Source organism: Pandoraea bronchicola (assembly GCF_902459805.1).
In the GTDB taxonomy this organism is placed as follows: domain Bacteria; phylum Pseudomonadota; class Gammaproteobacteria; order Burkholderiales; family Burkholderiaceae; genus Pandoraea; species Pandoraea bronchicola.
The window spans coordinates 199196-211206 of sequence record NZ_CABPST010000008.1 but is presented as its reverse complement, the minus strand read 5'-3'; the positions used below and the strand labels follow the sequence as shown (position 1 = coordinate 211206).

Annotated in this window: 12 protein-coding genes and 1 pseudogene; 11 read left to right on the top strand and 2 right to left on the bottom strand. The window is 63.3% G+C overall.

The window, feature by feature from the left end; translation table 11 throughout:
- The first annotated feature begins 176 nt into the window (after positions 1 to 176).
- A complete protein-coding gene (gene pagP, locus PBR20603_RS16060; RefSeq protein ID WP_150560506.1) occupies positions 177 to 839 on the top strand; it encodes a lipid IV(A) palmitoyltransferase PagP in 663 nt (220 codons plus the stop codon).
- Here the strand turns inward: pagP and PBR20603_RS16055 are convergent.
- Complete coding sequence (locus tag PBR20603_RS16055) at positions 815 to 2188, bottom strand: sugar MFS transporter (protein ID WP_150560505.1); 1374 nt, start codon at positions 2186 to 2188, stop codon at positions 815 to 817. The genes pagP and PBR20603_RS16055 overlap by 25 nt on opposite strands.
- Before the next feature lie 246 nt (positions 2189 to 2434).
- On the opposite strand from PBR20603_RS16055, the gene PBR20603_RS16050 reads away from it, so the two are divergent.
- From PBR20603_RS16050 to PBR20603_RS16020, 7 genes are all read left to right on the top strand, one after another.
- Positions 2435 to 3490, top strand: a complete 1056-nt coding sequence (locus PBR20603_RS16050) for a hypothetical protein (protein WP_150560504.1) — start codon at positions 2435 to 2437, stop codon at positions 3488 to 3490.
- A 311-nt stretch (positions 3491 to 3801) separates the two neighbouring features.
- Positions 3802 to 4272: an HU family DNA-binding protein gene (locus PBR20603_RS16045; protein ID WP_150560540.1), complete on the top strand. Its 471-nt coding sequence runs from the start codon at positions 3802 to 3804 to the stop codon at positions 4270 to 4272.
- Between the two features lie 472 nt (positions 4273 to 4744).
- Complete coding sequence (locus tag PBR20603_RS16040) at positions 4745 to 5542, top strand: transporter substrate-binding domain-containing protein (RefSeq protein ID WP_150560539.1); 798 nt, start codon at positions 4745 to 4747, stop codon at positions 5540 to 5542.
- 259 nt (positions 5543 to 5801) lie between these two features.
- Positions 5802 to 6449: a PadR family transcriptional regulator gene (locus PBR20603_RS16035; protein ID WP_150560503.1), complete on the top strand. Its 648-nt coding sequence runs from the start codon at positions 5802 to 5804 to the stop codon at positions 6447 to 6449.
- A complete protein-coding gene (locus tag PBR20603_RS16030; protein ID WP_150560502.1) occupies positions 6449 to 7288 on the top strand; it encodes a siderophore-interacting protein in 840 nt (279 codons plus the stop codon). Before PBR20603_RS16035 ends, PBR20603_RS16030 begins: the two co-directional genes overlap by 1 nt.
- Positions 7289 to 7347: 59 nt before the next feature.
- Positions 7348 to 7698 carry a cupin domain-containing protein gene (locus PBR20603_RS16025; protein ID WP_150560501.1) on the top strand — a complete coding sequence of 117 codons (351 nt, stop codon included), beginning with the start codon at positions 7348 to 7350 and terminating at the stop codon, positions 7696 to 7698.
- Positions 7699 to 7851: 153 nt separating this feature from the next.
- Positions 7852 to 8199, top strand: a complete 348-nt coding sequence (locus PBR20603_RS16020) for a hypothetical protein (protein WP_150560500.1) — start codon at positions 7852 to 7854, stop codon at positions 8197 to 8199.
- Positions 8200 to 8325: 126 nt separating this feature from the next.
- On the opposite strand, the gene PBR20603_RS16015 is transcribed toward PBR20603_RS16020, so the two are convergent.
- Positions 8326 to 9081 (bottom strand): SDR family oxidoreductase, encoded by a 756-nt coding sequence (locus PBR20603_RS16015; RefSeq protein ID WP_150560499.1) that lies wholly within the window; start codon positions 9079 to 9081, stop codon positions 8326 to 8328.
- Between the two features lie 436 nt (positions 9082 to 9517).
- On the opposite strand from PBR20603_RS16015, the pseudogene PBR20603_RS24510 reads away from it, so the two are divergent.
- The 3 genes and pseudogenes from PBR20603_RS24510 to PBR20603_RS16005 form a co-directional block, all read left to right on the top strand.
- Positions 9518 to 10174, top strand: a pseudogene (locus PBR20603_RS24510) (CDP-alcohol phosphatidyltransferase family protein); the annotation flags it as partial.
- Positions 10154 to 10978 (top strand): HalD/BesD family halogenase, encoded by an 825-nt coding sequence (locus PBR20603_RS16010; RefSeq protein WP_150560538.1) that lies wholly within the window; start codon positions 10154 to 10156, stop codon positions 10976 to 10978. The pseudogene PBR20603_RS24510 and the gene PBR20603_RS16010, both read left to right, overlap by 21 nt.
- Positions 10979 to 12001 carry a flippase-like domain-containing protein gene (locus PBR20603_RS16005; protein WP_150560498.1) on the top strand — a complete coding sequence of 341 codons (1023 nt, stop codon included), beginning with the start codon at positions 10979 to 10981 and terminating at the stop codon, positions 11999 to 12001.
- Positions 12002 to 12011: the final 10 nt, after the last annotated feature.

The following is a 12011-nucleotide window of genomic DNA, read 5'->3' as shown; positions in this document are numbered from 1 at the left end:
GCATTCGCGCAAATCGACGGCACTTCGAACTTTTGCGACAGACAGTGGGTCTAGAGACGTGAATGCCGGGCGCGCGATACCGTGGCGATAACGCCGATGTCCGTCTCGCCCGATTCGTCCGCACGATGTCGACGCTTGCCATCGACAGGTTTCTCGCAAAATGATCGCACTCAACCATGCCTACGAACCCCCAACTCACCGGGCGGCTCGCGCTACCGATTCGACTCGCACCGCTTGCCTCACCTTCCCGGATTTCGCAGCGCCCTTGCCGCCGCTCGCTCGCGGCACTCGGCACTGCACTGATATGCCTGTCACCACTCGCGGCACAGGCCGACGATGCCCCAGGCGGCATCTCAACCTGGACCGGCGCCATCGTCGATGAACTTCGCGACGTGGCGACGCAGGGGGCAAGCGATCTTTACGTGCCACTGCATACGCATCACTTGCGCTTCGCGTACACGAGCGAAAAGATCGCGCAGTACAACGAAAACCCTTGGGGGCTCGGCTACGGGCGCGTGTTGTCCGATGGCAAGAACGGCTCGCGCATGCTCTACGCAATGGCGTTCAAGGATTCGCACAACGACTGGTCGCCGATGGCGGGCTACGGACGAATCTGGAACGTCGCGAATGCGGGCCCTGTCCGATTCGGTCTCGGCTACACCGTCTTTCTGATGTCGCGTTCCGACACGCTTGGCGGCGTGCCCTTCCCCGGTGCGCTGCCCCTCGCGGAAATCGGCGTGGGGCGCGCATCCGTCTCGACCGCCTATGTGCCCGGCGGCAAAGGCAACGGCAACGTGCTGTTTATCTTCGGACGCTACACGTTCGGCAAACCGGGCTGATCGCGCGTTTTCGACGGGCCGCCCATGTTCGCGTGCGTGGCCGGTGTCTCATCGCGGGCGACGGGATCGGACGCAGCCTCAGGCATGGTGCGTGCGCACCATGCACCGAACCCCGCGATGTAGCTATAGGCCACCGCCGGCACGAGGAACGACAGCACGATTCCGATGCCGTCCGCCAGCGCCCCTTGCAAGTACGGCAACACCGCGCCGCCGACAATCGCCATGCAGATCAACCCGCCCCCCTCGCTCACGCGCGCACCAAGGCCTCCCACCGACAGCGAGAAAATCGTCGGAAACATGATCGCGTTGCCCAGACCGCACGCCAGTAATAACCACATGGCCAACGGTGCGGGCAGCACCAACGACGCAAGAGTCAGCGTCAGGTTGTACATCGCACACAGGCTCAACAACCGCCCCGGCGACACCTTGCGCAGCAGCCACGCCCCAGCGAATCTCCCCACCATCGCCCCGCCCCAATAAAACGCCAGATAACGGCTCGCCTGCGCGTGGTCGAGAATGCCCGTGCCCGTTTGTGTCAGGTAGACAATCAGGAAGCTGCCGAGACTGACTTCCGCCCCAACATAAAGAAATAGCGCCACGATGCCGTAACGCAAAGGACGGTGTGCCATCAAGCTACGTACGTTACCGAGCAAGCCCGGGCGCGAAGCGTCACTGGTACGTGGCTCAGGCAGTGTCAGCCGCCAGATCACCACGCCGCCCGCGGCGAGCACGGCTGCGAGTAACCCATAAGGGCCTCGTACGCTGTCAACGGCGTGGCCGGTCGCGTTCGTTGCCTGCGGCGCAAGGATCCAGAGCGCGGCGAGCGGTGGCCCAACGGTCGTTCCCAGCGAGTTGAACGCTTGCACGAGCGTGAGGCGGCTTGCCGCCGCGCCACGCGAGCCCAATGTCTCGACATAGGCGTTCACCGCGACTTGCAGCAAGGTGATGCCGCTCGCCAGCACGAAGAGCGCAGCAAGAAAACAGGCGTAGGACGTGAGCGCTGCCGCAGGGAAAAACAGCGCGCATCCTAGGCCAGCGAGCCACAGCGAACTGACCAGCGCCCGTCGATAACCGACGCGCGCGGTGTATTGCCCCGCCGGGTAGGACACCACGAAATATGCGGCGAAGAAGCTGGACTGGATGAGCGCCGCGTCGCGATACGTCAGCGCGAATGCCGCCTTGAAGTGAGGCACCAGAATATCGTTCAGCGACGTAATGAGCCCCATCGCGAAGAAGAGGGTCGCGAGCATCGCAAGCACGCGATTCGCGGCAGGCGTAGGGAACGTCGGAGGGTCGCTGGGAAGGGGAAAATCGGAACGGCCGGGGGCATTCGTGCGATCGACAAGCATGCATGTCTCCAGAAGCCAATGGGCAGTGGCTCGTTGAATGAGGGGCCAATATCCATGAGTGTAGAACGCGCTATCGATACCGGGATACGGGCGAAATCTCATAATTGCGTGACGCTGCGATGGCATGCGATACGCCATAGAGGCCCCGTTTCCCCCTGTTTTTCGCTGTTTTCGGCGCTTGTCAGCCGACGTCTTTTGATCGACTATCCGCGGCATAGGTTATGCCGCCACATTCGGGGAAACATCATGCGGGGTTTCAGTGCTTTGAGGGTTGCGACGGGATGGCTCGTCGCGGGCATGCTCGGCTTGGCCGGGCACGCGCAGGCGCAATCCGGTGGCGCGTCGCGCACGCCGGTCACCGCGTGTAACTGCGCGCAGATTATTGCCGACTGTTCGGCATCGGTGTCGGTGATCCCGATACGGGCCGTCAACGGCGCTTTTTCTGCTGACGTCATGCTGCAAACCGACGCGCCCTCGTGCGCAAAAGTCGACTATCAGCTCGACGACACGCCTTACGTCACGATTCTGCGCGACGGCGCTCAGGGGGGGCAGCGTCTCTATGCCACGCGTGCGCTGACGCGCAGCAGCCTCTCTCACATGTCGTGCCACGTGTGTGCAGCAGCCTCGGCACCGGTGCCGAACGATGGCCTGCCGTCCGACATGGCGCGTGTGGACGGTGCGCCAGGCACGTTCAGCGCTGCGCCTGCCGCCCCAGCGCAGCCACCGGCCAGCAACGCCTACGCGCTGCCCGCTGCCGCGTCGCAAAACGCAGCCATTGCGGCTTCGACACCGCAGCCTGGCGCACCATTGCCGAGCACCATTGGCGACAAGGCAGGGTTAAACGCGGTGAATACTACGAGTGCCGGCTCACCGGAAGTCGCGCGCGATGTGGCGGCAATCGATGCGCCGCCGCCCGCAGGCACGACCCTCGTTACGCCGCCAATGGCGCCCGGCGCTGCCGCACAGGCAAGCGCACCGGCCCCGTTGCGCGTGGTGAATCCGTCGGGACGCTGGCGCGGTCTGTGCACGAACGCCCCTCCGTGGTGGGGTTTTTGGGGCTCGCCGATGACACGACTGATGGCGCTCGCGCTCAACGGTGCACAAGTCACCGGCAGTGTCGACGACGTCGAACCGAACATTCACACCACCGTGCAGGGCACGCTTGCTGGCGATCGTTTGCAACTCGCGGGGAGCTACGGCGCGAAGCACAACATCACTTTTGGCGCCGACGGCACGACCCTCACCGACGCCTGGTGCAATGGCGATGGCCGCTGCGAAACGTGTGAAATGCAGCGTTTCTAAGGGTTTAGGCGCCATTGAGGTTCGCGATGATGCATCGCACGCGTACAAAAATTGCGTAAAAAAACGCGGCGAAAGACGCGAAAAAATCGCGCCGAAAATTCGCTGCGCCGAAGACGAATCATCACGTTGCGAACGAAACGAATCGAAATGCAGTGCGATCGCCGCTCAGCCTTGTGCGGCAAGCACGCAACATAATTCGCGCACTACTCTCACAAAGCGATTTCTTAGGTAGAATCGTCGGCGCAGCAAGACGTATCATTCGGGTGGCCGTTCTCCGACGGCACTTTCTTATTCTCATCGATTGGATCGATATGGCAACGGCAAAGAAAGCAGCAGCAAAGAAGGCCCCTGTGGCGAAAAAAGCTCCGGCAGCGAAGAAGGCTCCGGTAGCGAAAAAGGCAGCCCCGAAGGCCGCTCCCAAGGCAGCTCCGAAGGCCGCTCCGAAGGCAGCCGCCAGCGGCAAGGTTTCGCCGATCAAGGACGCGCTCAACAAGACCCAGCTCGCAGCGCACCTCGCCGAACAATCGGCTGTCGCCGTAAAGGAAGTGAAGGCAGTGCTGGCCGCGCTCGAGAACACCATCATCAGCTCGCTGCACAAGAAGGGTGCTGGCGAATTCACGCTGCATGGCCTGTTCAAGGTCACGTCGCAACAAATCGCCGCCAAGGCGAAGCGTTTCGGCAAGGACCCGTTCACGGGTCAAGAGCGCTGGTTCCCGGCAAAGCCGGCTTCGGTGCGCGTGAAGGTTCGCCCGCTGAAGAAGGTCAAGGACGCTGCCCAGTAAGTCTTGCACTCACGCCGTTGTGGCATCCACAGCAGCGTGAATTGCGAAGATCTGGCAGGCAAAGCCTGAACACGGTGCCGGTTTCCGGCACCGTTTTTTTTGCCTCGTTTTCCGTTCGTGCGCAGTGAGCGACTGATTTCGTCATCCTCAGCACCTCGCCGAACTTGCGCCGATCGTCCAGAATTCCGGGTTTTCGCTGGGGTTTGTGCGGAGTGGACGTGTCTTGTGCCGCCCGCTAACATCGCTCGGGGACAGCCGTCGGCCAGCGGCGAGCGCATGCCTTGCACCACCAGCTGGCGACTTTCGGCAGTGTCTTCGCCGCGTGAGGAGACCCAGCATGACTCGCAAGTTGTCGCGTCACCCTGTGCAAGCTCGACAAATGCCGTCGCATCCGGCCAGCCGGCGAACCGCCCCGAATAGCGTGGGCATCGGTTCCCGTCGCGGCTTTCTCGCCACGCTCGGCGTTGCCGCCATGCCGGCCGCGTTCGTCGGATCGCTCGGCGGCACCCTCGGCGGTCTGCTGACCAGCACCCTGTCGCTGTTTTCTACACCTGTCCACGCGCAAACCGTTGCCGGTATCAAGAAGAAGGGCACGCTCAATGTCGGCATGCTCATCGACTTTCCGCCGTACGGCACGACGAATGCTCAAGCGCAGCCGGATGGCTACGACGCCGACGTCGCAAAACTGCTGGCCAAAGATCTGGGAGTGAAGCTCAACATCATGCCGGTGACAGGACCGAACCGGATCCCCTATCTGCTCAGCGGGAAAGTCGATGTTCTCGTCGCGTCGCTTGCGATCACGCCAGAGCGCGCCAAACAGGTCCAGTTCTCCAAGCCGTACGCCGCCGCGACCATCTTGCTGCTCGGCAAAACAGGGGCCGCCATCAAGTCCGCCGCCGATCTGAAAGGCGTGCGTGTCAGCGTTGCGCGCGCGAGCACGCAAGACATGGCCATTACGAAGTCGGCGCCCGAAGGCACCGAGATCCGGCGTTTCGACGACGATGCGTCCGCCATGCAGGCGCTGCTCACCGGGCAGGTCGACGCTATCGGCTGCTCGGTGACAGTCGCGAATGCGATTCGTCAACGCGCGCCGGGCCAGTTCGAACCGAAGTTCAATTTGTTGCAACAGGCAATGGGCATTGCGATGCGTCCCAATCAGCCGGAGTTGCTGGCGGCGGTCAACGACTTCGTCACACGCAATACGGCAAATGGCGAATTGAACAAGCTATATCGCAAGTGGCTCGATACCGATCTGCCAAAACTGGAGTGAGCGCCGCCAGCATTTCTTGCACGTTATGCGGATCGCCACGGCAGGCTCCGCCGCCCCGCCGGATATCGCATCGGCATATCGAAATGCGCATTTCGATATAGCTTCGGCACGACCGCCTCACTTTAGCAACGCGCAGCAACCCCCTTCCCCGCAGTCATTCCCCCACACCTCGCAAGGTCTTCGCATAAATAATTTTGCTTTCGATGCAATTTAGATATATCGTAAACATGTCTTAACAACATCGATAGGGAGTCGCATCATGCGTGGATCACGTGGCGATTTCATGGGCCGAGGTCCGTTGGACCTGGACAAAATGGATTTTGGCGACGAGCGGCGCGGTGCGCGCCATGGACGGCGCGGCGGTGGCGAAGGCTATGGTGACAGCCGTTTCGGACGCGGCGAAGACACTCGGGGTGAGCGTGGCGGCCGAGGCGGGCGCGGTGGCGGCCGCCTCTTCAGTCACGGCGGCTTGCGGCTCGTACTGCTGCATCTGATTGCACAACAACCGCGTCACGGTTACGAACTCATCAAAGCGATCGAAGAGAGCGTGAACGGAACGTACAGCCCCAGCGCGGGCGTGGTCTATCCGACGCTCACGCTGCTGGAAGAAATGGGCTACATCCGTGTGCAGGAAAGCACGGGCGAGAGCCAGCGCAAGTCTTACGAGATCACTGACACCGGCCGCGAGTATCTGGCCGAGAACGAAGACTCGGTCACGGAATTGCTCGCACGGCTGGCAACACGCCGCGAGCGTTCGGAAGACATGCCGCCGCAGGTCATGCGCGCGTTACACAACTTCAAATATGCCGTGCATCTGCGTCTGGGCGGCGAACCGCTCACGACCGAACAAGCCAACGCGTTTGCCGCGATTCTCGACGCGGCCGCGCAACAACTGGAGCGACTCTGATGCAAGACAACGCCACACCGAACGCCGTCCCCGAGCGCACACCGCAACGGGTGCGCCACGAACTTCGCATGCGCCTGCTCGAAGTACGCAGCGTCGAGTCGCTCACGCCGCACATGCTGCGCGTGACGCTGGGTGGCGACGACCTCGAGGGCTTCACCAGCCCCGGCTTCGACGATCACGTCAAACTGTTCTTCCCCAACCCGGAGACCGGCGAGCTGGCGCTGCCGCAGATCGGTGCCGAGGGCGTGGCCAAGCCGGCGCCGGGCGACGCACCGCGGCTGATGCGCGACTACACGCCGCGTCAATACGATGCGGCATCGAATACGCTCGTGATCGATTTCGCGTTGCATGAATCCGGCCCGGCCACGCAGTGGGCACGCTCGGCCAAGCCGGGTGAGCGCATCGGCGTGGGCGGTCCGCGCGGCTCGTTCATCATTCCCATGAATTTCGATGGCTACGTGCTCATCGGCGACGATACGGCGCTGCCGGCAATTTCGCGGCGTCTGGCCGAACTTCCCGCGGGCGCACTGGTGTTCGTCTTCGCGGAAGTCGACAGTCCGGCCGATCGCCTGCGCTTCGTGAGCGACGCCGACGTCGTGGTGGAATGGATCTACCGCGACGGCACGCCTGCCGGCGAAAGCACCGCCTTGATCGACGCCCTTCAGGTCGCCACGCTACCCAGCGGTGACGTGCACGTGTGGGTTGCGGCCGAAGCGGGCGTGGCAAAAACCGTACGCCGCCATCTCGTCGACACTCGCGGACTCAATCCGAAATGGGTGAAGGCAGCAGCCTATTGGCGACGCGGTGACGCCGCCGTGCACGAAAATCTGGATGATTGAGTGCGAAAGCCGTGCGGGTATGCTTTCTATCCCCGCCGAAAAGAGACCGCTTATTACGTATGGATACGCCTCCGCTGCCCGTCACCAACTTGTTTGCCGGCCTGCCCTCGCAGCCCGACCCGAAGGCCGCCGAGCAGTTCGACACGCTATTTGCCCGACCGGGAATGCGAGTCGAGCGCATTGTCTCGACCGGACAGGCGTCGCCCGCGGGCTTCTGGTACGACCAGCCACAGCATGAGTGGGTTGTGTTGCTCACGGGTGGCGCGGGCCTGGCGTTCGCCGACACCCCCGGCCAGACGCTCGTGCTGAGCCCGGGTGACGCGGTCACGATTGCCGCCCACAGGCGTCATCGTGTGGAATGGACGGCACAAGGCGAAACCACCGTCTGGCTGGCGATTCACTACGATTGACGACGTGCGTCCTGCCCCCTTTGGAGAAATTCCCTGCCGTATTTCGGAATTGCCTGATAGAAATGCCAGGAACAAATTCCGACTATGAAAACGCGCCCGGGGATGTCGAATCTCGGCACCCGGAGGGCGGTTCACCCAAGGGGGTACGACGACATGGAGCAACGCAAACGACACGATGGATTCGAGCGTTGGGCAGCGGGCGCGACGGCGCGTCAGGTGGGGCGGGACGACGCCCGCTGGCGCGTCTTTCGCGCACCGGAGCAGGCGGACTTTCACGGGTTCGTCGTCTGGTGTTACACGCAGGGCGTGTTTCTCGGCCAGGAGTTTGACCGGCGTACCGACACCATCACGCATTGCTATGTCCGCAACGGTGCCTGGGCCGTGCAGTTCGATTCGTACGGGGAAGCTTGTGAACGCGCCTTCGACATTCACACGCCAACGCTGATTCTGTACGCACCGGAACGCAACGGCAGCGTTTTCATCACCAGCACCGAGCAGTAAGCGGCACGTCGCACCGACGTCCGCCGTAACAGGACCGCACCGGCCGCCAGCACGCGGGCCGGTGCATTTTTTTCGGCATTCGCGCGCCGCGCGATGACGGCGAACGTTTGCCGTCTGCGACCCGAATCAGGCGTAGTGACGGATGTCGTCGATTTCGGTCTGACCAAAATCGTCACGCGCTGTGAGCGCCAGAATGCGGCGCGCCACATCTTCCGGCGACGAGAGCTTGCCGCTTGCCTTGAGTTCCTGAAACCGCGCCAGCGCCGGGAAGCTCTGCGCGTCGCTGCTGCGAATCGTTTCCTGCATGCCCGTATCGACCACGCCAGGCGCCAGCGACACCGCTTGCACACCGTGTTCGCGATGTTCGGCGTTCACCACTCGCGTATACATGTCCAGTGCCGCCTTGGTCGAGCAGTAAACCGCCCAGCCGGCGTTCGGATTGCGGCCCGCACCCGACGAGATGTTCACAATCTGCCGCTTGGCGGCCAGCCCCTGCGTGGCGCAGAGAAAACGCGCCGTGAGCAGCATGACGGAGGTCACATTCAGCGCGAATGCCGCGCCGATGGCAGCCGGGTCCGTCAGGGCCGCGCTATTGGCGACCGGATTGACCGTGCCAGCGTTGTTGATCAGCAAGTAGCGGCCGGCATTTCGCGGCAGCGCGGCGAAGATGCGCTCAGCGACCTGCGCGGTTGCCTGGGTATCGGCCAGATCGACCGCGACTTGTTCGAGCGTGACGCCCTGCGCGCTCGCGAGCGCCGCGAGGTCGTCGTCCGTGCGACGTGCCAGCGTCACGAGATGGGTGCCGGGAGCGAGCAGGCCGCGGGCCAGCGCCGCGCCGAGACCACGGGATGCGCCGGTAAGAATGGCAATCGTTTGGGACATGGGGAAATGTGCGGTCGGATAACACCGCAAAAAAGACAAACGGGATCGCCATTATCCGTGCATCGCACCGACACGGCTATCCCGAATGTTCGTCGCTTTTCCTGCCAGACCGGACATTCGAGCCGTGCGCCAGCCCCTGTCGGTGCGTCAAAACGACGCCGGATGCCTGCAAAGCGAAATAGCGTATTGCGGAATATAATCCCGAACTCTGTACGCTTATCACCTAAGGTAGTAAAACCGTCTTTGGCGAGCCCTCGGAACGGGCAGCACGCAAGCGCAGGGATGGGACCGTCGCCAGGCGACGCCCCGAATCACCAAGGCTGCCGCGGTAGGTACGGGGCTATTTAGGTGCGCTGCACATTACCGCCTTATGGGTATATATTCCCCCCTCATGGAAACGATACCGAAAATCATTTCGGCGCCTTCTGCTGCGCCAATGACGAGCAAAACCGCACGTCCTGTACCGCCGCGTCCGCGCCAATACGATGCGCGCCTTGCGCGCTGGCTGGTCACACCGCTCGTCAATACCCGAGTGAGCCCCAACCACCTCACGACGCTTCGCCTGATCGTCGGGCTGGCGTGTACCTGGGCGTTTGCACAGGGTGGCTATGCCATGGCCAATCTGGGCGCCGTGCTGCTCGTGCTGTCGAACTTCATCGACCACACGGATGGCGAATTGGCGCGCATCAGCGGCAAGACCAGCCGCATCGGCCACCTGTACGATCTCGCCTCGGACGCCTTCGTGACCGTGCTGCTGTTTGGCGGCATCGGGATGGGGGTCGCGGCCGTCGCCCCGACCCCCTACCCGTTGCCCGTCCCGCTATCGGCCACCGCACTCGGCTGGATTGCCGGCATTGCGGTAGCCCTCATCTTCTTCTTGCGCATGCGCATTGAAGAGCGCGTGGGCAAGGCCGGCACGAAACAGGCGTCGGTTGGCGGTTTCGAGACGGAAGATGTGCTCTATCTGATGCCGCTTGTCACGCTGTTCGACGGCACGCGCGGTTTCCTGATCGCCGCCGCCATCGGCGCGCCGCTCTTCGCGCTGCTGGTGGTCGCCGACTATGTGCGCGTGATGCGCCGCCCGCTGCCGGTCAAGGCCGACGAGCGTGCCACCCCTGCCGACGCACCGGCGGCCTCGGTCGCGCCGATGGCGCCTGCGGCTTTCGCGGCAGACGCCGAAATCGAGCGCGCGCTGGACGCCATCGACTTCGACGCCGTTACCCGCGAGTTCAAAGCGCAGGACGCGTTCCTCTATCTCGAGAAATTCCTGCCGAAGCCGGTCACGGAACAATTGATCGTGGCGGCACGCTCTGTCACGCCGAACGTGAACCGTAACTACCTCCCCGGTCACAAGCAGGGTGGCAGCGTGAGCCGCCACACGCTTGACGAGCTTGCCCCGTTCGTGGCGGAGTTGTACCGCTCGCCTGCCCTGATGCGCTTTCTGGAGCGACTGGCCGGCGAGAAGCTGCTGCCTTCGCCGCAAGACGACCCGCACGCGTACGCGCTGTATTACTACACGCGTCCGGGCGACCACATCGGCTGGCACTACGACACTTCCTATTACAAGGGCCGCCGCTACACGCTGCTGCTTGGCGTGGTGGACCAATCGAGCTGCAAGCTCGAATACCGGCTTCACACACGCAATCCCGGTGTGCCGCAAGTCGATGGCGCCGTGGCGTATCCGCCTGGCGCGCTGGTGTTCTTCGACGGGGACAAACTGCATCACCGGATCACGCCGCTCGGCGACAACGAGGAGCGAATCTCGCTCACGTTCGAGTACGTGACCGACCCGCGCATGGGCACGTGGCAGCGCTTTATCTCGAACATGAAAGACGCCATCGCCTACTTCGGTTTCCGGCAAGTGTTTCGTCAGGTATTGGGACGGACGAAGCGCTAAATGAACCGGACTGCCATCGTCTCTCTCACCCTCGGTGTCGCCCTTTTCGTCGCCCTGCTGATCTGGCAGGGTGCGGGATCGGTGATGTCCACGCTGGCGGTCGCCGGCTGGGGACTGCTGCCCATCGCCGCTTTCCACCTCGTGCCGCTGGTGCTCGACGCCGCCGCCATTCAGGTGCTGGTGGCGAAGTCCTGCTCGCTGCGTCGCGCCACCCTCACGCGCTGGGTCGGAGAATCGGTCAACAGCCTGCTGCCGGCCGGTCAGATCGGCGGGCCGATCGCGATGGTGCGCCAAATGAAGCAGCGCGGGCTGGCCGGTCGCGAAGCCGCAGCGGCCATTACCGTGAGCACGACACTGCAAGCCGTGGCGCAAATCGTGTTCGCGTTGCTCGGACTGGCCGTCTTCGGCATCAGCGCAACGCACCGCACCGAAGACAGCCTTTGGCTGCCGATGCTGCTCGCCACCGCGCTCATCTCCGCGCTGCTCTATGCGTTCTACGTGGCGCAACGGCGTGGCATCTTCGGCTGGGCGTTCCGCATGCTCTCGAAGATGTCGTCCAAGCGCGACTGGTCGTCGCTGCTCGACCGGGCCGACGCCGTCGACGAGATCGTCCAGCGCATGTACGGCCAGCGCCGTCAGGTGCTCGCGAGCTTTTTGCTCAGTCTCGTCGGCTGGATCGTCGGCACGGTGGAAGTCTGGCTGATACTGCAATTCATCGGCCACCCGGTGAGCTGGGTCGACGCCCTGCTGCTCGAAAGCCTCGGGCAAGCGATTCGCGGCGCCGCATTCTTCGTGCCGGGCTCGCTCGGCGTGCAGGAAGGCGGTTACCTGCTGCTCGCTCCGCTCGTGGGGCTGCCGGCCGACGCCGCGCTGGCCCTTTCGCTGGCCAAGCGTACGCGCGAGCTGCTGCTCGGCGTGCCGGGCCTCGTCTACCTGCATTTCTCCGAACGTGGCTGGCGCCGCCAGCGTGCCTCGCAACAAAGCGTGCCGCTGTCTTCCGCCACGGATACTGCACCGCTTTAAAGAAGGATAT